Genomic DNA, 22,530 nt, shown 5'->3' with positions numbered 1-22,530 from the left:
TTTTTCGATGGCTATCTCCATTTGTGCTCTACTCTTTCATGCTATAATTTTATCCAGTACTTCTTAATCACAAACCCCCCACAAAAAAACGCTAAGCTACTATTACGTAACTTAGCGTTTTTATTTAAAAACTGGCGGAGAGGAAGAGATTTGAACTCTTGATACAGCTCAACACCGTATACTCCCTTAGCAGGTGGTTCAGTCAACTTTTATTACACACACCAACCCTGTATTGTATTGTGAATACTGCATTTTGGACTACTCTCAAAAACATAAAAATATCCACATAAAGATACAAAGTATGTTTTTTGGTATGTTCTTTATGTAAAATATCGTTAAACGGTACCAGTCCCCCTGCTCATCTTAGCCCAAGCCAAAATATTTTTCAAAAAACGTTAGCAACTTTGCGATTACAGTTTGTTTTTTGTTTGTTCTATCACCACCAGAAAATCTTGAAACTGGGGGCAGTATTTTATCTATATCTGTACCAGTGGTTTTTATGCTACCGTCTCTAAAGGCATTATCAATGAACTTTTTAGCTTCCTCAGCTTTTAAATTTTCTTCTTGAATTATTGTATTTAGTTCTTTTTCTTTATGTTCTGTAACAAACTTACGCCAATCGTTATCAACGTCAGTATTTGCGTTAATTTGAGAAATAAAGTTTTCTATCAAGTCTTTTTTGCTACGAAGTTCAATATTAGCACTTATCGTTTTATCAATAGTAACAAGAATTGTTTTATCTTTACAATTAGACTCATGATATTTTATTACAAGCATTAAAATATAATCAATATTTACCTCTACTTGCTTAATAAGTTCAATTTCAAAAATAATATCATCGTTAATCTTTTCTTTTTCAGCATCATCTTTTTTTGAATAGGCTTGATACAAATCAATATATTTGCTTTGATAATCTTGAAAGTCTCGTTTGGGGATTATTTCTTCTTCTGAAAATTCATCAAAAGAAACGAGAATATTTTTAAGCCTTAAAATTGAACCAAAGAGTTTTATAAAATCTTTTTCTGCGTCTTCTCCTACAATATCGGTTCCAACAGGATAAAAGGTTTCAAGTTTGTTTATAAGCTCTTTATAACCTTGTATATGTTTACCATCTTCATCGTAACCATTAAGATATTCTTTATAAGTTTTAAGTAAAGCAACTTTAACAGCTTCTTTATTTCCAGCTTCTGAATCTCCAAAACGAGAAAGAGCCTTGTTTGTTGCGTATTCTAAATCTCTAAAACAAACGATATTCCCAAATGTTTTTACTGAATTTAAGATACGATTTGTACGTGAAAAGCTTTGAATAAGCCCATGTTCCCTTAAATTTTTATCTACCCATAAAGTATTTAAAGTTGTAGCGTCAAAACCAGTTAAAAACATATTAACAACAATTAGTATGTCGATTTCACGGTTTTTCATGCGTAACGAAACATCTTTATAATAGTTAGGAAATTTATCAACAGAAGTATCATAATTGACTTTAAACATGGCGTTATAATCTTTTATTGCCGAGTCAAGAAAGTCTCTTGAAGTTTTATCAAGCTTACTGTTATCAAAATCTTCATCAATAAAGGTTTCGCAAGAATTTTCGTTAGGGTCTTCTTCGTTGGGACTGTAGCTAAAGATTGTTGCGAAGTTAAGTTTTTTACCGCTTTGTTCCAGTTGTTTTTTAAATTCATTATAATACGCCATAGCCATTTTTATTGATGCCACGGCAAAAATAGAATTAAAACCGTTTACTTTTTTACTTTCTTTTTGTTCTTCTACTGTATTATTTTTTGATGCCGCCATATTTTTTACATTTTTAATGATTCTATGATCATAAGCGGAGCGACTTTGATTGCGATAAGTTTTTTGGTCAAAATGTTCTAAAATATATTTTGTAACTTCTTCTATACGTTTTGGGTCAAGTAGGGCATTTTCTGTATCAATGGCTTTTACTTTTTTGTCTTTTATGTGTTCAGTTGCTTTAATGGTATTAATATAATCAATGCGAAAAGGTAAAACATTGTTATCGTGAATAGCGTCAACAATTGTATAAGTATGTAATTTATCTCCAAAAGCTTGTGCTGTTGTTTTGAGGTAAGGGTATTTATTATTTCCTGAATTACCCGTAAAAATTGGCGTACCTGTAAACCCAAAGATATAATAATTTTTAAATTTTTTTTCTATATTAATGTGCATATCGCCAAACTGCGAGCGATGGCACTCATCAAAGATAATCACAATAGGTTGTTGATAAATATTATGTTCTTTATTTCTACTGACAAACTTATCTAATTTTTGAATTGTTGTAATGATTATCTTTGCGTTATTGTCGCCTAACTGTTTTTTTAATAATTTTGTAGAGGTATTACTGTTCGCCGCCCCTTTTTCAAAGCGGTCATATTCTTTCATTGTTTGATAATCAAGGTCTTTTCTATCAACAACAAACAAGACTTTATCGATATAAGGAAGAGCTTTCGCTAATTGTGCTGTTTTAAAGCTGGTTAAGGTTTTACCCGAACCAGTAGTATGCCAAATATAACCGCCAGCTTCTATTGTGCCTGTTTTATTATAGTTTGTTGCCAGTTCAATTCTGTTTAAAATGCGTTCGGTGCCGATAATTTGATAAGGTCGCATTACCAGTAATAAGTTTTCTGAGGTAAACACAGAATAGCGAGTAATTATATTAAGCAAAACGTGTTTAGCAAAAAAAGTTTTGGTAAAATCTACAATATCTGGAATTATTTTGTTTTTTCCGTCTGCCCAATAGCTGGTAAATTCAAAGCTGTTACTTGTTTTTGCCTTTTTTTGTGGGTTTATGTTGTTAATATCTTTAACATGTTGATTTCTGGTAGTATTGGAATAATATTTTGTATGTGTTCCGTTAGAAATAACAAAGATTTGAACATATTCAAAAAGCCCACACCCCGCCCAAAAGCTATCTCTTTGGTAGCGTTTTATTTGGTTAAATGCCTCACGAATAGCCACACCACGGCGTTTTAACTCAATATGTACTAGCGGAAAACCGTTTATTAAAATAGTAACATCATATCTTGTTTGGCGAGTGCCTTCGTTTTCTTCATATTGATTAAGCACCTGTAACTTATTATTATGAATATCTTTTTTATCAATGAGTTTGATGTTTTTTGTCATACCGTTTTCAAGGGTAAGTATCTGAACGCTATCATCTTGTATTTTGCGAGTTTTTTCTAAAATGCTTTCGTTATTGCTGGCTAAATTTTTAGTATAAAACTCTTCCCACTCTTTATCTAAAAAAGAAAACTCATTTAGCTTTTCAAGTTGACGGCGTAAATTATTTATCAGCTCATCTTTATTTTTGATTTTAATATATTCATAGCCTTGATCAGTAAGGCGTTTTATAAAATCGTCTTCAAGAGCCGCTTCGCTTTGGTAGTCGGTGCTTTTTCTTTGTTCGGGAATATATTCGGCAAAAACAGTGCTTTTATTTGTATCCGCAATTATATCAAAAAAAGTCATTATTTTGCCTCCTTAAAGGTTAAGAGTTTATCTCTATAATATTCATATTGTTTTTTGCGTGCTGTAATTTCGGCAGGTAAACCCGTTGTTATATCGTTACAAAGGCTATCGAAGCGGTCTAGAATATCGACTATGCGTTGTTGTTCGGCTAGTGGCGGGACAGGGATTTTTATTGCTTTTATAGCAGGTACACTGGAATGTACTACTTTGCTCTTAACTTTCCCTTTACGTTTTTGATGTAACGCATTTAATGTTGATAATGCATACGAAAGATATTTTGGATTTTGTTTATGTTTTAAAACAACTATATCGCCCCCAGCTAAGCATTTTTTTTTACCAATATATGCACAAGATTTAGCTATATCCTCGATGCTTTCACCTGTAATTGCAAATAAAATATCCCCATATTCAAAATATTTCTTACTTTTAACGTCATCTTCATTTATATATGATACACATTGATCAAACCAAATATCATATTTGGTATATATTTCTCCATATCTAACGCATGGTGTCCCGTTGGTAATAATCTGATCCCTTGTTATTCCTGAACCACGATATATATCAACGGCAATTTCTCCCAGCGTTTTCCATTCCACCTCATCGCCAAACGTCAATAAGGCATCTCGATAATATTCATATTGCTTTTTTCTGGCTGTAAGCTCTGCTGTAAGCTCTGCTGTAAGCTCTGCTGTAAGCTCTGTAAAATTATCTAAAATACGCACAATCTCTTGTTGAACAGGAAGTGGCGGGACAGGGATTAACAAATCTAACACATCTTTCATACTAGGATGTTTTATTCCTGATCCACGGTAAAATGAGTCTATCAATTCACCTTGGCTTATCATCCAATAATACAAATATTTATTTAACATTATCTTTGTATCAGAAGATGTAGCAATGCGATTATCAGCAGTTACGAATTTACCTTTATAATATTTCATGACATCTCTAACTGGTCGAGATTTCCCCCACGGGATTGTTATTACTTCTCCAACACACAAATAATTTTTGGCTAACGCTTCTGTTGTCCAACCAGTTTGTTCTCCTGTTGACAGAAGAAATACATTTCCTTCTTCTTTTTCAATTGCAAAAAGTTCTGCGGCAAGTAAATAAGGATAACTAATAATTTTAGGTTGTTTAATTCTTTCAACTGCATTAAATTTTTTATCCCAAATTGTCACTTCCCAAAGTGAGTAAAATACCACCCCGTTAGGACAAAGCTCATTTATCAGCTCTTCTAATTTACTCATTTGCTTCGTCTCCATTACCTATACCTATTGCCCTAAGTGCCTGCTGTATTTCATGATTATTTTTTATCTTTTCTTTGTTTTTTTCTACATTATCTATAATACCCATAACCAAACGCCTAAGTGCATAGTATTTATCAAGTGCAGATTTTTCATCAGAATTACCATGGGCAATTTCACTAAGTTGAGAAAAAATTTCATAACGATTTGCTGAATATTGTTCAGGTATAATAGAGCATCGTTCATCAACCAACGTTAATACCTGATCAAAAGGTTTTGTTTTGCCATTGGGTTTGTATATTGCTACTCCAGCATCATCACCCACAATGTGTGTTATTTTTTCAAAAGCCGAACGTAAATATATAATTGAGCCTGCTCCAAGTCTTTCTTTATAGGCAATTTCAGCTTTTCCTAGTAATTCTGAAAATTGATCTTTAGTTTCTATGGGTAGCTTTATATGATCAGGTAACCTGAAATTATGCTTTAATATGTGTACCTTTGGTGTGTGTGCAAAAATATCATCAGCTTCTACTAAAAACCACGCTTGAATTAACGACTGGCAATTACTGCATCTCTGGGAATCTACACATTTCAATACACAATCAATACTGATCATTTTATTATTTACAACTAAGCAGTGTAATTTTGTGTGTGATACAAATTGAATATTATCATTACAGGTAGTTGAAAAGAAAGGTAGCACTATTGTTCCAATATCTAATTCAATAAAATCACCAGAAGATACAACAATTATACCATCTGAAGCATCTTCAGCGTTTTCAACATATTTATCTTTATCTACAAAAGATTCAACTTCTATAGACTCATTGTTATTATGACTTGATAACACGCTGCTTAACCTCATATTTCCCACTCCACTCCGTCAGGACAAAGCTCCGCTATCAGCTCTTCTAATTTACTCATCTTTTTTACCAACTTTTTTAGAGCCAAGGTGTTTTGCTGTAAGTTTTTTTAGGCTACGGTCAAAGTCTGAAACTATTTTTTGGGTTTTATTAAATGCGTCATATTCAGAAATAGCTTTTATTTGTGCTTTTTCCATAGATATTTTACCCTTATCTTTTAATATGTCATAACGGCGAAACTCTAAAAACTCATTGATGCTGGCTGAAAACTCTTCCATCGTAAAGGTGTTTTCCCGTTCAATTAAATCTTCTATATAATCAAAATAACCCGAAACCAAACGTTCTAACTGTTTAATTTCTTTTTCTGAAAGGTAATTTTTAGCAGTTTTTGCATCACTCTTTAAAATACGTCCATCTGGTGAATTTTTCCACGTTGTAAGCCCCATATTGTTTTGGGTTTTATCCGCCTTACTGTATATAATCTCCGCTGCTGTTTTTCCTGTAATAGCGTAGTGGAATTTATTTTGTACCATAGCATAAAAATTCTTTGTAAAATCAGAGTTGTTACTATAGTCAATGCTACATTCAGCAAAAATATCAGTTATTTGTTGCCAAATTCGGCGTTCACTAGCCCGAATAGAACGAACACGTTCTAAAAGCTCTTTAAAATAATCTTTACCAAAAACCTCAGAACCCTGCTTTAGACGTTCATCGTCCATAACAAAGCCCTTTTGAATATATTCCTTTAATATTTTTGTTGCCCAAATACGAAAGCTAGTCGCTTTAGCAGAATTAACACGATAACCAACAGAAATAATCGCATCAAGATTATAATATTGTGTATTGTAGGTTTTACCGTCTGTAGCAGTATGTGCAAAAAATGCACATACTGTTTCTTTATTTAACTCTTCTGTAATAAAAATATTTTTTAGGTGTTTTGTTACAACAGAGCGGTCTATACCAAACAACTCCGCCATAGCTTTTTGTGTAACCCAAACAGTCTCGTCTTTTACAATAACGTTAACTTTTACATCTTCATTAGGTGCGTTATATATTAAAAAATCAAGCTCTATGCTCATTTTATACCTCAATTTCAGCCACAATTTTGTCAATCTCACTACGCAAAAGCTGTTGGCGAGCAACGATTTGACTGATTTCAGCGTTAAGAGCAACAATATCTATTTTTTCTCTGGTATCTTTTTGTTCTACATAACTGGAGACAGAAAGATTATAGTCTTGTTTTTCTATTTCTTTTTTTGTCGCTAAATAACTAAAATGAGCAATAGATTCTCTTGAACTAAAAACAGAAACAATTTTTTCAATATTGCTGTCTTCTAATTTATTATTATTGGTTACTTTTTTACATTCTTTTGAAGCGTCAATAAATAAGGTTTTATTTTCTCTCTTGTTCTTTTTTAAAACCATAATACAAGTAGCTATACTTGTTCCAAAAAACAGATTGTCAGGAAGCTGAATAATACAATCAATATAGTTATTATCTATTAAATATTTCCTGATTTTTTGCTCTGCTCCGCTACGATACATTACACCAGGAAAACAAACAATAGAGGCTGTTCCACTTGTTGCAAGCCAAGAAAGACTATGCATAACAAAAGCAAGATCGGCTTTAGATTTTGGAGCTAATATTCCGGCCGGCGAAAAACGAGGGTCATTAATTAACAAAGGGTTAGAATCTCCAGCCCACTTGATAGAATAAGGAGGGTTGGAAACAATAGCCTCAAAAGGCTCAATATCTCCATGCATAGGGTCAATTAAAGTATTGGCATGACCAATATCAAACTTATCATAATCAATATCATGTAAAAACATATTGATACGACAAAGGTTATAAGTGGTTATATTAATTTCTTGTCCAAAAAATCCGTTTCTCACGTTCTCTTTTCCAAGAATTTTTGCAAACTTAAGCAACAACGAACCACTACCACAAGCGGGATCATAAACTTTATTAACCTCTGTTTTTCCAACAAGAGTTAAACGAGTTAAAAGCTCTGATACTTCTTGCGGTGTAAAAAATTCGCCCCCACTTTTTCCTGCACTCGACGCATACATACTCATTAAAAATTCATAAGCATCACCAAAAGCATCAATGGTATTATCTTTATAATCGCCAAGTTTCATGTCTGCAATACCGTTAATCAGCGTTACCAACCTTTCGTTTCGTCTTGCAACAGTAGCTCCTAATTTATTGCTATTAATATCAATATCATCAAAAAGACCTTTAAAATTGGCTTCGCTGAGCGTTCCTAAAGCCGAAGCTTCAATATTTTTAAATATTTTTTCTAAGGTTTCGTTTAAATTTTCATCTGTTTGGGCTGTATTTTTTATATTTTGAAAAAGTTCACTCGGAAGAATAAAAAATCCCTTTGTTTTTACAAGGTCTTCTCTGGCTTGTTCCGCATCATTATCTGAAATAGTCGCATAATCAAAAGCTTTATTTCCAGTTTCCCATTCTGCTTGGTTGATATAATTAGCCAAATTTTCAGAAATATATCTGTAAAAGAGCATACCTAAAATATACTGTTTAAAATCCCAACCATCAACACTACCACGTAACTCATTGGCTATATTCCAAATTGCCCTATGAAGCTCAGTACGTTCTTGTTCTTTTTTATTGTCAGCCATTTATCTATCCTTAAAAAATTTATAATGTGTACTTACAATAAATTTGTATAAATTTATGATATGCTAACACTGGTTTTTATCTATTTCTTTTTGCATATTAACAGTAAAATTACAATACAGATGTTTAGATCATAAAACGCTAAACCTACTAATTTAATATCATTAAATTTACAATAACCATGTCAGCCTACTCTCTTACTCCATTAACCGCTCTAGCAACAGGTCTGCCATTGATCTTCTACCGTCAAGAACCGCAAGTACAAATATTGTGTCTTTTTCAGGGTAATAAAAAATTCGCCAAGGGGCTTCTTGAATTTCTCGTATTTTAGAATTACCGAAATCTAACAATTCATCAGGAAATTTGCCACGCAAAGAAAGCTTTTCCAAGCTATAAACTTTATTTTCCAGCCTTTGCAAAATTGCTTCTGCCTGTGCAAAACCATCACGTTCTAATATGTATTGATGTATGCTTAAAATATCTTCAATCGCCTCAGGAGACAAAACAACCTTAGCCATTGTTTTTAGCCTCTTTTATGCTACTGCGAATATGTGCAAAGGCTTCTGTTGCAGGTAGCCCCTCGCCTGCTTCTATGCTTTTTTCGCTAATCGAAAGAATTTTTAATAAAGCAATCCCTTCTGTGAGGCGTTCATAAGTTTTTATCCCCATAAGTACAGCTTGAGCTTCTCCATTTTGAGTAATAATCATGGGGCTACCTTGATTAACCTGATCAAGCACCTTTGCACTATTGGCTTTAACATAACTTATTGGCTTAATATCTTGGCTTAAACGCATAACGCCCTCCTAAAAAATGAACTGAATAAAAAATATACTAAAATATAATTGAGCCTAAAATCAAAATCGAAAAACATAAGAACAAGTTAACGATAAGCTGTCGGAAACCACAATCAAACCAAATATAGACTTAATTTCGTCAAGTGTCAATCTCACACAAAAAAAGCCCTTAATCTTTAAAGATAAGGACTTTGAGGAATATTGATTAAACAAACAAAGAATACGCTAATCTTGTTGAATTAATTTTAAGCGAGTACAATAATGTAACTCGTTTCTAGGAGAAGCGTTCCAAGAAATAACATCTGGTATATCATTTAAAAGTTTTGGAATTCTTTTTCTGAGCTTATCACTATTTTTATGAAAAAACCTAGATATTACGGTACAATCAAACTTAGGAGCATAAATAGTCTTTTTTTCATTCATTTGAGGCTCAGAAAAGTATATTAATGCATATTCTGCTGCCTCAAGGATTTCTCTTTTTACAGTACGTTTAGGTGTTTCAACTTTGCCCAACCAGATCATGAGATTTCGAGAAATATCATTAATTCTATGTTGATTCTCCGTGTCTTGTTTTTCATTAAATCTATCAATATATCTACGCTGTGTAAGCCCAATATACTGCAACTTTGCCTTGCGTTCATATTTTTGCATTCCAAAAAGAGCATACAATCCATTACCAGACAAACATAAACAATCATCATCTTTACAATGATTTTCACAGTTAATATCATCTCTAGTAAAAGGACCATGCCAATTAATATAAATTGTCTCCATAGCTACACTTCCTCATGTATTGGCAAAATTATTTTATTAAAGCTTGTAATAAAGATTTACTGAAAAGACATTCACCTCTATAAATACTCTTTACCAAGTCTATATTAGATTTTTCATGTTGCCCATCGGCATCTTCAAACCCAACATAACTGATATTAAATCTATTATCAGGCAATATTGTAAATTGTATCATTACTGTCCACTTGCCTGAATGCAACAGATTATTAGGATTTTCCATAGCTTTCACAAGGTGTTGTGTTGAGGGCACGCCCATGAGCATGAGAGCAAGACCTGTCTCTCCATTTTTATCCTGACTCAAATCTTTTATAAAGTTTTGAAGCATCTCTATATGATTTAATGTACCATTAAACTCAACAATTTGCCTTTTTTGTGCATCTTCAAAGGATTTCCATGTTGTTGTTGCAAAATATGGATAATTATCAAGCACATTTCCAACAGTGGTACTAGTATCAAAATTCATGCTACCAGTTTTTACAACTTCAATATTGCTATCTGAACAGCCTGCCAAGTTTATAATAAACAGCAGATTAAGTAATACTAAACAAAATAAACCTTGTCTCTTACCAAATATTTTATTCATATTTTCCACCTATCGTTATTAAAATTCTATCCCTAAAGCACATAAAGCACCTAAAATACCTGTTACTAAACCAGCAATAGCCATTCCTCTACCCCGTTGTTTTTGAGACAAAGCAACAGCAGAAAAAATGATTGCAAGACCTGATATAATAGCTAACCCTATTGCCTCATCTACAGTAAACCATTCTTCCGTCAAAAAAGTCATTAGAGCAAGAATACCTAAAACCATAGAGGTTATAGAACTCCATATAGGTGCTTGTTGCACTAATACTTGTTGAGTCATTGGTTGTGGTTCTGTTTGATATAACATTGACCCACAGTGTTTACACTTTATTGCACCGTCAGCTATTTCTTCTTTACAAAATGGGCATTTCATATTTTTAATCCTAGATTATCACTATCCGAATATTTTAATTTTTAGCGTATAATTGCAACGTTCTCGCCTTAACAATAAAACCATACTTAGCAATAGTTAAAAATAGCAAGCATAACTCATAATATTACCACCAAAAATCCTCTTTCAATACTTCCTTCCGATAAAGGTCATAATACGCACTTTGCATTGCTATTACTGACAAAGGAACCCATGACACGATATTGAGAGCTTTAAGAAAACCGATTATACCAAAGCCAAATAAATATAATAATATTCCACTTAATATTTCTATAAAAAGACCTATTAATATAGCAAGCCATATCATTGATAATAACTTCTTCCACATACCCTTAATTAAATAATAAAAACCAATAAAAAAGAATGCCCACCAATTAAAGGTCTTACGTAACTCAGCACCTTTTAAGCCATAATCAGGTAAACCAAATTTTGTGCCTTTTATATTGTCATGCACAAAGCGTAATTTATCTTTCAATTCATTAGAAATATTCAAAGAATTAATCGTTGCATACGCATCTTTTCCACTATTAGCAGTTGACGCACTGGCAGTATTGGCGTTGGTATTGAGCATTGAGGCACAGTGCTTACATTTTATTGCACCGTCAGCTATTTCTTCTTTACAAAATGGACAAATCATTTTCATCTCCTTTTTTATTAGTCTTTTGAAATACAGAACTTTAATCAATGCCATCAACACATCATCACAAATGCAATTTTATCTTCCATCAAGCTATAAAACTTATATGTTATTTTAATTTAAAATTCAATACTTATAAACGGTACACTTGTCAACAAAGTAGTCTATAATTCCTTTTTTAAGAATGGAGGAACCTTATGAGTGCTATCAGCAGTCGCCTTGGCAAACGTATTCGTGCCTTGCGTATTAGCCGTGATCTCTCTCAGGAACAACTGGCGGAACGATCTGGAATGAGTGCAAAATATTTGGGTGAAGTGGAACGTGGAGTTGGGAATATCTCCATTGAACTTTTAACAAACCTTGCCTCCGAACTTGGCATAACTATTACAGAGATTGTAGACTACGACCACGAACAATCACCTCAACAGCTAACAGAAGAAATAATCAGCATGGTTAAACAGTTAAAATCCAAAGATGCTCAACTGGTTTACCGTATGCTTAAAGTGCTTACCAATTTATAACTCCACCTATCACTCTACTTTGTCGTTAGGCATTTAATCTTCTTCTGGTGCATAAAAACCATACATTTCTTCAACTTCTTCTAGTATTTGTTCTCGTAAATAAGCTGGTTCAAGCAACTCTGCCCCTGCTCCAAAACCAAGCACCCAATTGACTAAGCCAATATGACTTGAGGCTTTAAACTGTAATTCTATTTCTCCGCCATCAAGTTCAATGATCTTTTGGTCTTCGCTCCACACTCTATCGCTGATATAAGAGCTATAAACCTCAGAAAAACGCACACGTGCCTCAAATGGTCTAAAACCAACCAGCCCAAAAGCCCCTTTATGCTCAGGCAAGTCAGGACATTTAAGAAATTTTTCTGTTGTGCTTTTACAAGTTATTATGCGGTGTAAAGCAAGGGTTATAGCATATTTTTTCTTAGGAATAACATCATCGCTAATTCGCCAACCCTCAATATTGATACTTCCGTTTTCATTAGTAAGACGCATAGGCACAAAGCGATATTGCATAGGGTTAGGACGGTCAAAAAGATGTTTTTCTTCCTTATATGCTACTTCAAAAATAGTATGTTCAGACACAGCTTTAAGCATTAACTCCAAATATGCTTGTTGTGTTTCGGTGTATTTAATCCGCCCCCAAACAATATTTGCCCCTCTTATGACTGTAGCACTTGCACGTTCTGAACTGTGAGGCATTAATCCAGAGATTTTTTCAATACCTGATGAAATTACTTGTTCAATGCCCTCTGGTAATAAACGCCCTAGCAAATCCCTACATAAAGATAGTTTTTCAACCTCTTCTTGGCTTAAACTTATATGCGGTCTACTGGGTAGGTTTTTCAGTTGATACCAGCGTCGACCGTTCTCAATTCCAGTCTCAATTTCTGCTACGCCTGAAACCTCAATAGTTGACATTAAACGCATCATAGTCGCCTTTGAACAATTAAATTGCTTTGCCAACTCTGCTAACCAATATTTTTTGCCAGAAAATAAAAGTTGTGTGTATAAAAGCAAAATTTTTTCTGTGGCTTTAGCATCATCAAGTTTTTGAGGCATATTGTTCTCCAACTGTAAAAAATAGCAAAAAACTTTAAATAACACATAAAATCATTTTTACGCCCAGGTCAAATGTAATCATTAACTTCTTTATACCAGATGATAATTTCATAAACAGAAACGATTTTAGCTATGTTAAAAGTATTTTTTAACCACCACTTTCAATATAAGACATTGACTTTACACGACTATTATGTTATAATACTAATACGCTAAAAAGTTTTAATGTCATATGCGGTTAATGCGTACCGCTTTTTATTGCCCCTATTACAGGGGCTTTTTTAATTTTTAAAGAGGAGTTCTTTTTATGTGGAATCACCCAACAGCGAAGCAACTGGCAACACTGCCAACATTCTATTCTACTGAAAATATATCATTAAAAGATAAGGTCATTTATATGCACTTCTTCTTTGGTGGTTGCGACTGGTATGTTGCTGAATTTGATGGTGAAGATGCGTTCTTTGGGTTTGTTATACTAAATAATGATCTTGAAAACGCAGAATGGGGCTATTTTATCCTAAGTGAGCTTGCAAGCATAAATATTAAAGGATTTGAAATAGACCGAGACTTGTATTGGCAACCAACAAAGGCGTCAAATATTGAACGTATAAAAAAATGTAGACTGGGGGCATAAAATGAAACAAAGACCACAAGTACCGAATATTCCCTTTACTATAAAAAAAGTTGCACTAGTTGCTCGTGATTACAACATTCGTTACCCTAACGGCTATAGAGATTTTAGCCATACAATAAAAGACACACTGCTTTTCTTAGATAATTTACAGTGTGATACTATTTTATTTTCACTTTATAGCATTATACCCAAAAATAACCACATACTCATAGCAGAACTAGCATCACTCACTAATGTAAAAATGATTTGCCTAGAAGAGTTTAAAGATTTCCCCAAAAGAAGAAAACCAGAAAATTCTATTATTTACTATAATAATGATGGCTGGAAAGAATATCGTTTTAAACAAAAATTAGCAAAAATATCTACAAAAGCACAGGTAGAACAAGCTAAACGTTACGCTGAAAAAGAACTACCTTTTCGCATATTTGGCAACTGCTGTGTTTTAATATGCGGTGAAACAAATATAGTTAAATATGACAAAAAGTCTAAAACTATTGTTGATTATTACGGCTTGGAAAGGGCAATTCCCCCAAATATAAATATTATTTTAAATCCTATTCACGATAAGATGACTAGGTTTGAAATGGTGCTAAAACGAGCGTTTTTATCCCAAAATGGAAGAACGGTGCTTTCCGTCTGGAATAAAGGAAAAATTGATCGTAATGGCATGAAAAAAGACGGTATAAAACCACCTTGGACAGTATACAAAAATGGTAGCCTAATAAACATAGAAGAAATACCAAATGATATGGGTTTAAATATTGGTGTGGTGGATATGAAAAAATATTAAAATATTTTTTTTAAAATAAATAAATAAAAATTAAAAAAATAAACTCAGATTACGTTTCTATATTATTTTTTTATTTTTATAGTTGGATTTTTATACAAAATATAACTTTAAACTATATAAGTATACGCTACATATTTATACAAAAATAAAAAATTATAAATTATATATGAAAATGTAAAATTACGTAGAAAGTGCAAAAGAATGGTCTAACTCTATAGTTAGATGCATCTACGAGCTAGTTTGAGCAATTTTCATGTTTTTTCTGAGAGTGTGTTTTCTTTTCGTTTAATCCATAAGTCGCACTCTCAGATTTTTTTATCATACATAAAAAACAAGTTAAAAATAAAAATTGTGCAATTTATTTTGCACTCTTTTTTTTATTTTTAATTTCGTAAATAAGCAATGTGTGAACTGAGGTGCATAACTTTATGGAGCAACGTTCATGGAAGATTATCTTTATGAGCAATTAGAACAATCGTATTTTTACAAACTTACTATTAGTGGAGGATCAATATCATGGTGTTCCACTAAACCCAATAAGGGTAAAAAAGCACCAAACAGGTATTCTAAACAATCCTCAAAGACAGTAAAAAGGAAAAAGGCACGGCGTCGTAGTATTGCTACATTAGCGACTTTACATGCTCGTTTAACTAAAAAACCTTCTGTTTTTATAACACTTATTTTTGATACAAAAGTAAAAGCCAAGTGGAAAACTAAAGAATGCATAGCGTTATTTAATAAATTCAGGAGATACTTAGAACGTAGTTATTCCGAATGCTGGTTTATCTTTGTTATGGAATGGTCATATTTAAGTGGTGTTCACTATCATCTAATAGGACGTATGGGTAAAAAACATGTTCCTTGGGGAAAACTTCGTAAAAAGTGGCAAAAAATTACAGGTTCTTCAGAACGTAAGACTATTAATTTTAAAAAATACAAAGATTTGCATATTTCCTATGTAACTAAAAAAATAAAAGAACATAACACATTAAAGTTAATGAAAAAGTTGCAAGGTAAATCTTTTTGGGGTGCTATTCACAGAAAAGATATGCCATTAGCTCCTATAAAAGAACTCGTTTTAGATGAAAATCAGTGGGAAATATTCAGGTTATGTTTAAAACGTCAGATTATAAATAATAGTTCGGCAGAATCGAGCATAAACAGGCTCTCTCATCACGCTAGTTGTCTTTGCTATTGCACAAGTAAAATGATTCAGGAAGCCATAAATGAAGCATTGGCTTATGAGGAGATTATTGTATGAGCAATGATCTCCTAACCTACAAAGAGCTTGCATTTTTATTAAAGCTTAGCCCCGGTACTGTACGTAATATATGGCGTCAATTTCCTTATGTGCCAATAACTCCAAATGCACAGGAAAAGCCTAATTTACGTGGTGTACGTTTTATTCTTGAAGACGTTTTAGAACATTGCAAACAACAAAAACAGGTGAATTATTATGGCAATACGCACAATACAAACTCAAACAGGAACAAAGTACATAGCTTACTTCAAGTATCAAGGGAAACAGATCAACAAAAGATTTACCCTCAGGCGGGAAGCAATAGCATGGGAAGTGGAAGAGAAAAAACGGTTAAAAGAACAGGAGGGAAAACCAATCGTTTTGACGTATTCGCAAATAACTAAAGAATATCTCATAGATTGTGAAGCAAGAATGCAAGGCGGTACTGTTCAAGAAAAACTATCTCATTATAAAGAGTTTGCCACATTTTTGAAGCAAGATGTCTTTATAGATGTAATAACACCACAATTAGCAAAAACCTATATTGCTGAGACTAATCAACAACATGGAGCAAAAGGTGCAAATAGACGTTTGCAGACTTTAAAAGCTTGTTGGAATTGGCATAAAGGCAATATTCCAAACAACCCTTGGAGTTTGGTACAACCCTACCCTGAGGAAGATTACATAAAATATGTGCCTAACAATGAAGACGTGGGAAAAGTGCTTAATATAGCAGAATCTTGGGAAAAAGAGATTCTTTTATTTCTATTATCCACAGGAGCACGTATTGGCGAGCTGTTCAATCTAAAATGGATAGATGTAAACTTTGAACGTAGTACCATCATTTTATGGACACGTAAAAGAAAAGGTGGAAATAGGCAATCTCGTCTAATGCCCATGGGTGGGAAAATGCGTAATATTCTAGAATCGTTATCAGAAAACAAAGTTGATAATGCAGAATTCGTGTTTATAAACTCACGCACAGGACAACCTTATCATAAGCTTCAACCATGTGTACGGTATATGCTCAAAAGACTATGCCAAACAGCTCAGGTAAAAGAGTTTGGATTTCACGCTTTACGACATTTTGTAGCTACTCAATTAATGAGCAGTCAACAGGTAAATATAGCAGAAATTCAACAGCTACTTGGACATCAACGAACGACAACTACTGATTTATACCTACGTTCCCTATCATCTAATATCAGTCATTTAGCAGATATTATTGATAGTATGGTTATCCCTAACAATAAATAATAACATAGAGAGAATACTCATGAAAAAAAATCCAATAAAAATGCCATTTAAAAAAGTATTGAAAAGCCTTGACGACTCTAATATAAAATACACACAAGAACGAAATAAAGATCAAACAGGAACTATTATACGCTTAAAAACAAAGAAGATAAGTAGTGTCACTATCACCACCTATGATAACGGAACTCTACTAATACAGTCAAAAAACACTACTGCCTACAATTTTGTAAAAGACTGTTTGCTATATAGCAATAAGGGCTTATTGAGCTAAATGTTTCTAAACTCAGTAATGGGGATATGTAAAGTATCTCCATTACTATCCCAATAACATCATTCTAAAAAAAGTATGTTTTTTGGTATGTTTTTTATTTCTACAAACTACTTTTTAACCACAAAAAAACGCTAAGCTACTATTACGTAACTTAGCGTTTTTATTTAAAAACTGGCGGAGAGGAAGAGATTTGAACTCTTGATACAGCTCAACACCGTATACTCCCTTAGCAGGGGAGCGCCTTCGGCCGCTCGGCCACCTCTCCGGATTTTAAATCTTATCTGAGCTTTAAAAGTATATCTCAAAGCACCAGAACCATGTTATTAATCAATATAAGGCGTTTTTGTCAAGCTTTTTTTATAAAAATAAATATATATCTTACAATTAAGCGACAAGTTAAGCAGGCAACGATTATTTATAACATTTTATATTTATTTTCTAATCGCCTGAATAAAATCATCAACCTGCTCTGTCGTTGTATTAAATGAGGTCATCCAGCGTACTAATTGGTAGCCTTTGGGGTAATCTTTATGGTCATTAGGGTCAAGCACATAAAAATAATATTCTTTAGCTAAACGCTCCAGCAATTTTGTTTCTATTCTGACAAAAAGAGCATTCGCTTGAACAGGGTAACAAATTTTTACTGCCGAAACATCTTTTATCCCGTCTGCTAACCTTTTAGCCATAATATTTGCGTTCGTTGCGTTGGTTTTCCATAAGTCGGCTTCAAGATATTCTATAAATTGTGTCGCAACAAAACGCATTTTTGAAAGCAACTGCATAGATTGTTTACGCATATAAATAAAGTTTTCAGCTAAAGCAGGGTTTAAAAATACCACCGCCTCGCCAAACATTAAGCCATTTTTTGTTCCGCCAAGCGACAATAAGTCAACGCCTAAATCAGTAGTAAAAGCCTTAAATGGCAAGTTTAAAGTTACTGCCGCATTTGACAATCTCGCTCCGTCAACATGCAAATAAAGCCCATTGGCATGAGCAAAGTCCGCTAAGGCTTTGATTTCATTTGGCGTATAAACAGTACCAAGCTCTGTGCTTTGAGTAATAGAAATAACTTTAGGCTGAGAATGATGCACGTTATCTTTAGCGGCCTGTATAGTCGGAAGACAAGCTTCGGGGGTAATTTTTCCGTTCACGTTTGGAACAGTAAAAAGTTTACAGCCCATTTTCGCCTCAGGAGCTCCACATTCATCAGAATTAATATGAGCCGTATCCGCACAAATTACAGCCCCCCATGAGGGAGTTACCGAGCCTAAACTTAACACATTGGCGGCTGTTCCAAGTAACACAAAATATGGAACAACATGCTCACCAAAGTGTTGTTTGATAACCTTAGCGGCTAATTGTGAATATTCATCATCGCCATAAGCAGGCACATTGCTGATATTTGCCTTTTGTAATGCTTCAAATATTTGAGGGTGTACTCCGCTCGTATTATCACTCGCAAAATTCTTCATTTTATTTACTCGGTTATCAATTTAGTATGTAAATTAAGATTCAAAAAACAAAAGTGTTGCAGAATAGAAAAATGACTATTATGCAACACTTTATCCAATATCTTTAACTATCGTAATAAGAGCGCAATTTTTGGCTTCTGGTTGGGTGGCGTAACTTACGCAAAGCTTTCGCTTCAATCTGACGAATACGCTCACGAGTAACGTTAAAAAGCTTACCCACTTCTTCTAGGGTATGGTCGCTTTTTTCGCCTATTCCAAAACGCTTGCGTAAAACTTGTTCTTCTCTTGGGGTTAAATCAGCGAGAATAGAAGTTATTTGTTCGGAAAGTTTAGTATTAACAACTTCTTCCGCTGGTGCAACCGCTTTTTTATCTTCAATAAAATCACCAAGACTCGAATCTTCTTCATCACCAATCGGTGTTTCTAAAGAAATTGGCTCTTTAGCAATTTTTAAGACCTTTTTAACTTTATCTAAAGGATAATCCATACGTTCGGCTATTTCTTCAGGTGTTGGATCTCGCCCAAGTTCCTGCACTAAATAACGAGAAGTACGAATTAATTTATTAATAGTTTCAATCATGTGGACAGGAATACGAATAGTTCTGGCCTGATCAGCTATAGCACGAGTAATCGCCTGACGTATCCACCACGTTGCATAAGTAGAAAATTTATAACCACGTTGATATTCAAATTTATCAACCGCTTTCATTAAGCCGATGTTACCTTCTTGAATTAAATCCAAAAATTGTAAGCCACGGTTCGTATATTTTTTAGCAATAGAAACAACTAAACGCAAGTTAGAACGAATAAGCTCTTGTTTAGCACGGCTCGCCGCTCTATTTCCACGTTTAATACGCCAAAGAACTTCTTCTAAGTCAACAACATTATGGCAACAGCGATCTTGAAGGCGATTTAAGATTTCAACCTTTCCCATAATCATTTCTTTATATGAAAAAAGTTCATCAACGCTGACTTTTAATGCGTCTGCTACTACTTCCGGTTCTTCTTCTTTGTTTTCAAGTTTTTTAAAGAAGCCTACGACTTCACTTTGAGTTTTTCCCGTAGCACTCACATAAGCCGATAAATCACGCTGGCAATTATACATTTGCCTAACATAATCTTCTACTGTTTCAATAATGCGATCGATTAAAGTTTTTTCTAGTTTAATATCGCGCAAACGTGCAACAATTTCTTCTTTAAATTCAATAATTTCCTTAACTTTTTGAGTAACTTTTTTCTCTAAAGTCGCACATTCTTCAAACTTTGCGTAAATTTTTCTTTTTTTACGAAAAACTTGTTTAATTTCATCAAGCAACAAAATAACCCTCTGACGCTGGTTCATTTCGTCTTCGCTAGGGTCATCTTCTTCAATGGTTTTAACAACATCTTTAAGTTTAATTCTATTTAAACGTAAGTCTTCGCCAATATTAATTAATTCTTCAACAGCAACCGGTACTTCAACAAGGGCATAAAGCACGTCTTGTTCACCCATTTCAATTTTTTTGGCAATAACAACTTCGCCTTCACGATCTAAAAGAGGAACGGCACCCATCTCTCTTAAATACATACGCACGGGGTCAGTACTGCGAGAAGAATAATCAAGTGTGTCTTCTTCGTCGGTTACTTCAACGCTACCCTCTATTACTTCATCATCGGCTTCAGTCGTTGCAACAGCAATTTTCTTGCCGTCTTTTTCTGAGTCAACAATAGCAATATCAAGCTGGTCAAACAGACTGATAATCTCTTCAACATGCTCCGGAGTTGTTGCTTCGGCGGGTAAGGCTTTATTAACTTCGTCAAAAGTTAAAAAACCGTTTACCTTACCTTTGGCAATTAATACTTTTATTTGTGCTATATCTTTTATACTGCTCATTTATCTTGCTCGCTTGGCTCTTTCAAGGTTTCTTGAAGGGCTTTTAAGAGGTCAATATCCGTCTCGCTGTTGCCTCCGCTCTGACGTAAAGCCATAAGACAGGTTTTTCCGTGTTCACGGCGGTGTGACTTAATTAATGTAGTGCACACATCTTCTAGTTCCTGTTCTTCTGTGTCTTTAGGCAGAGTATCGACCATGCGACAACGAATCCAAAAGTTTTTTTCCATATCGGTTAAAACACTAAAAACTTCAGCCTCACTATCTTTCTGTTTTACTTGTACCAGTTTATTCCATAATCCTTTGGCAAAAGGATGATTCAAAAAAAAATCCGCACCCAGTTCTTTTAACCTTTCTATATGTTTAGGATACCTGACTGCAAATTTTAAAAGTTGTTGTTCAAAAACGTTGTTATGGGGTAATACACGCCTTATCGGCAAAGGTATAGCCTCATTAGCATTTTTCTTATAATATTTTTTTTGAGGAAATTCATTATTTTTATTTGTATAACCTAACCCAGTAATTCCACTCCATTTATCATTTTGCGTAAATTGTTTATCACCGAAACGCAAGGCTTGTTTTTGAAAATTGTTTGTTTTTTGAGGGGTAAAGTCATTTTTTTCTTGACCCACCAAACTTTCTTTTAAATATTTATTATTTAATACTTGAGCGTCAATACCTAGTTGAGAAGCAAGTTCTCTGATGTAATATGACTTTAACGCCAAATCTGAAATTTGTTTAAGGAAATCATCAACCCAAAATATTTGATCTTTTGGTGCAAAATCTCTTCTTAAAGTATTAACGCAAAAAAACAAACCATCAGGAGCCGCTTGCTCTAAATTATCAAAAGCTTTCTTTCCATATTTATGCAACAAGCTGTCAATATCTTCAGACTCAGGCATAAGCACAACCTTGCAACTCAAACCTTTGGCTAAAATCATTTCCGCACTGCGTAAAGCCGCCTTTCTTCCTGCGGTATCACCGTCAAAAATAAGCGTAATTTTAGAACTCAACTGTCCGAGACGTTTGACTTGTTCTGGGGTTAAAGCAGTTCCCAAAACAGCACAAGAATTTTTTATGCCAAATTGATGCAAGCTGATTACGTCCATATAGCCTTCGGTTAAGACTATTGATTTTTCTTGAGCTATGGCTTTGCGTGCTTCAAAAAGACCGTAAAGGTGTTCACCTTTTTTATAAATCAAAGAATCACTACTGTTTATATATTTTGCTTGTCCTTCTTTTGTTTCAATAATTCTTCCGCCAAATGCAATTACTTTTCCGCTTAAATTGCGAATAGGAAACATTAAACGTTCACGAAAGCGATCATAATAACCACCACGCTCATTTTTGCCCAAAAGCCCTAAATTCATCGCTTCGTTTAAATTAAAGCCACCTTTTTTCAAAGTATCGCTCAAAGAATTCCAACTATTTTTACTCCAACCAAGTTCAAAAGCTTGAATTATTTCGCTATTTAAGCCTCGGCTTTCCAAATATTTTTGAACTATTTTGGCTTCGTTGTCGTTAAAATTTAGATTTTTGACAAAATGTAACTTTGCCAGTTCATACATATCAAGAGCTTGTTTTTTTTGGCTCAAAGACTGGTTTTGAGACGACGTATTTTGGTTTGGAGTAAAAGTTTGAAGGCTAATGCCACATTCTTCGGCTAATTGTTCCAAACTTTCTTTAAAATCCAAGCCATTAATACGGGAATAAAATTCAAAAATATCTCCGGAAGCCTGACACCCAAAACAATAAAAAAAACCTTCTTCGGCGTTCACCGAAAAAGAAGCGGTTTTTTCCTGATGAAAAGGACAACAGCCCATAAGACGAGACCCTGCGGAACGCAAGTCAACATAGCGTCTAATGACGTCTGCTATATTTAAGCGTTCTTTGATTTCTCTAATTACAGCTTTATTGTCTTTTATCATAACAGTTTAATCTTATTTAACTAAATATTATATTATTCTAAAACAACATTG

The 22,530-nt window shown here is 33.8% G+C and carries 22 protein-coding genes and 1 tRNA gene; 7 read left to right on the top strand and 16 right to left on the bottom strand.

The annotated features are described in order from the left end of the window. Window positions 1–363 precede the first annotated feature (363 nt). The 11 genes from BT999_RS02105 to BT999_RS02055 all read right to left on the bottom strand — a co-directional run bounded on the left by BT999_RS02105 (window position 364) and on the right by BT999_RS02055 (window position 11,440). On the bottom strand, window positions 364–3,486 hold the full coding sequence (locus BT999_RS02105) for a type I restriction endonuclease subunit R (protein WP_072695983.1): 3,123 nt from the start codon (window positions 3,484–3,486) through the stop codon (window positions 364–366). Continuing rightward, entirely contained in the window at window positions 3,486–4,739 is a 1,254-nt protein-coding gene (locus BT999_RS02100) for a restriction endonuclease subunit S (RefSeq protein WP_072695981.1), read from the bottom strand. The genes BT999_RS02105 and BT999_RS02100 overlap by 1 nt, the downstream gene beginning before the upstream one ends. Beyond that, on the bottom strand, window positions 4,732–5,601 hold the full coding sequence (locus BT999_RS02095; protein WP_072695979.1) for a hypothetical protein: 870 nt from the start codon (window positions 5,599–5,601) through the stop codon (window positions 4,732–4,734). The genes BT999_RS02100 and BT999_RS02095 overlap by 8 nt, the downstream gene beginning before the upstream one ends. Before the next feature lie 51 nt (window positions 5,602–5,652). After that, complete coding sequence (locus BT999_RS02090) at window positions 5,653–6,678, bottom strand: virulence RhuM family protein (protein WP_072695978.1); 1,026 nt, start codon at window positions 6,676–6,678, stop codon at window positions 5,653–5,655. A gap of 1 nt (window position 6,679) precedes the next feature. Then, window positions 6,680–8,242, bottom strand: coding sequence for a type I restriction-modification system subunit M (locus BT999_RS02085; RefSeq protein WP_072695977.1), 1,563 nt, complete (start codon window positions 8,240–8,242; stop codon window positions 6,680–6,682). A 195-nt stretch (window positions 8,243–8,437) separates the two neighbouring features. Further along, window positions 8,438–8,758 carry a type II toxin-antitoxin system RelE/ParE family toxin gene (locus tag BT999_RS02080; RefSeq protein ID WP_072695976.1) on the bottom strand — a complete coding sequence of 107 codons (321 nt, stop codon included), beginning with the start codon at window positions 8,756–8,758 and terminating at the stop codon, window positions 8,438–8,440. After that, on the bottom strand, window positions 8,751–9,035 hold the full coding sequence (locus BT999_RS02075) for a type II toxin-antitoxin system Phd/YefM family antitoxin (protein ID WP_072695975.1): 285 nt from the start codon (window positions 9,033–9,035) through the stop codon (window positions 8,751–8,753). Before BT999_RS02075 ends, BT999_RS02080 begins: the two co-directional genes overlap by 8 nt. A 225-nt stretch (window positions 9,036–9,260) precedes the next feature. Further along, window positions 9,261–9,809: a hypothetical protein gene (locus BT999_RS02070; protein WP_072695974.1), complete on the bottom strand. Its 549-nt coding sequence runs from the start codon at window positions 9,807–9,809 to the stop codon at window positions 9,261–9,263. 28 nt (window positions 9,810–9,837) lie between these two features. After that, window positions 9,838–10,410, bottom strand: a complete 573-nt coding sequence (locus tag BT999_RS02065; protein WP_072695973.1) for a hypothetical protein — start codon at window positions 10,408–10,410, stop codon at window positions 9,838–9,840. Window positions 10,411–10,428: 18 nt separating this feature from the next. Continuing rightward, window positions 10,429–10,785 (bottom strand): hypothetical protein, encoded by a 357-nt coding sequence (locus tag BT999_RS02060; protein WP_072695972.1) that lies wholly within the window; start codon window positions 10,783–10,785, stop codon window positions 10,429–10,431. A gap of 124 nt (window positions 10,786–10,909) precedes the next feature. Next, a complete protein-coding gene (locus tag BT999_RS02055; protein ID WP_072695971.1) occupies window positions 10,910–11,440 on the bottom strand; it encodes a DUF2628 domain-containing protein in 531 nt (176 codons plus the stop codon). 197 nt (window positions 11,441–11,637) lie between these two features. On the opposite strand from BT999_RS02055, the gene BT999_RS02050 reads away from it, so the two are divergent. Next, window positions 11,638–11,961: a helix-turn-helix domain-containing protein gene (locus BT999_RS02050; RefSeq protein ID WP_072695970.1), complete on the top strand. Its 324-nt coding sequence runs from the start codon at window positions 11,638–11,640 to the stop codon at window positions 11,959–11,961. 33 nt (window positions 11,962–11,994) lie between these two features. On the opposite strand, the gene BT999_RS02045 is transcribed toward BT999_RS02050, so the two are convergent. Next, complete coding sequence (locus BT999_RS02045; protein ID WP_072695969.1) at window positions 11,995–13,017, bottom strand: helix-turn-helix transcriptional regulator; 1,023 nt, start codon at window positions 13,015–13,017, stop codon at window positions 11,995–11,997. Between the two features lie 307 nt (window positions 13,018–13,324). On the opposite strand from BT999_RS02045, the gene BT999_RS02040 reads away from it, so the two are divergent. From BT999_RS02040 to BT999_RS02015, 6 genes are all read left to right on the top strand, one after another. Then, the gene (locus BT999_RS02040) at window positions 13,325–13,651 is read left to right on the top strand and encodes a DUF2958 domain-containing protein (protein ID WP_072695968.1); all 327 of its coding nucleotides are present in this window, start codon (window positions 13,325–13,327) and stop codon (window positions 13,649–13,651) included. Between the two features lies 1 nt (window position 13,652). Then, window positions 13,653–14,441 carry a hypothetical protein gene (locus BT999_RS02035; protein ID WP_072695966.1) on the top strand — a complete coding sequence of 263 codons (789 nt, stop codon included), beginning with the start codon at window positions 13,653–13,655 and terminating at the stop codon, window positions 14,439–14,441. A gap of 442 nt (window positions 14,442–14,883) precedes the next feature. Further along, window positions 14,884–15,702 (top strand): rolling circle replication-associated protein, encoded by an 819-nt coding sequence (locus BT999_RS02030; RefSeq protein WP_072695964.1) that lies wholly within the window; start codon window positions 14,884–14,886, stop codon window positions 15,700–15,702. Further along, on the top strand, window positions 15,699–16,085 hold the full coding sequence (locus tag BT999_RS12470; protein WP_072695962.1) for a hypothetical protein: 387 nt from the start codon (window positions 15,699–15,701) through the stop codon (window positions 16,083–16,085). Before BT999_RS02030 ends, BT999_RS12470 begins: the two co-directional genes overlap by 4 nt. Further along, a complete protein-coding gene (locus BT999_RS02020; protein ID WP_178139295.1) occupies window positions 16,015–16,938 on the top strand; it encodes a tyrosine-type recombinase/integrase in 924 nt (307 codons plus the stop codon). The genes BT999_RS12470 and BT999_RS02020 overlap by 71 nt, the downstream gene beginning before the upstream one ends. Window positions 16,939–16,957: 19 nt before the next feature. Next, on the top strand, window positions 16,958–17,209 hold the full coding sequence (locus tag BT999_RS02015) for a type II toxin-antitoxin system RnlA family toxin (protein WP_072695957.1): 252 nt from the start codon (window positions 16,958–16,960) through the stop codon (window positions 17,207–17,209). A 172-nt stretch (window positions 17,210–17,381) separates the two neighbouring features. Here the strand turns inward: BT999_RS02015 and BT999_RS02010 are convergent. The 4 genes from BT999_RS02010 to dnaG all read right to left on the bottom strand — a co-directional run bounded on the left by BT999_RS02010 (window position 17,382) and on the right by dnaG (window position 22,479). Further along, window positions 17,382–17,474 (bottom strand) — tRNA-Ser (locus BT999_RS02010). A 166-nt stretch (window positions 17,475–17,640) separates the two neighbouring features. Further along, window positions 17,641–18,681: a threonine aldolase family protein gene (locus tag BT999_RS02005; protein WP_072695955.1), complete on the bottom strand. Its 1,041-nt coding sequence runs from the start codon at window positions 18,679–18,681 to the stop codon at window positions 17,641–17,643. Window positions 18,682–18,784: 103 nt separating this feature from the next. Continuing rightward, complete coding sequence (gene rpoD, locus BT999_RS02000; protein WP_072695953.1) at window positions 18,785–20,554, bottom strand: RNA polymerase sigma factor RpoD; 1,770 nt, start codon at window positions 20,552–20,554, stop codon at window positions 18,785–18,787. Beyond that, window positions 20,551–22,479, bottom strand: a complete 1,929-nt coding sequence (dnaG, locus tag BT999_RS01995) for a DNA primase (protein WP_072695951.1) — start codon at window positions 22,477–22,479, stop codon at window positions 20,551–20,553. Before dnaG ends, rpoD begins: the two co-directional genes overlap by 4 nt. Window positions 22,480–22,530: the final 51 nt, after the last annotated feature.

The sequence above is a fragment of the Desulfovibrio litoralis DSM 11393 genome (genome assembly GCF_900143255.1).
GTDB classification, from domain to species: Bacteria; Desulfobacterota; Desulfovibrionia; order Desulfovibrionales; family Desulfovibrionaceae; genus Frigididesulfovibrio_A; species Frigididesulfovibrio_A litoralis.
This window is presented reverse-complemented; position numbering and strand designations above follow the sequence as displayed.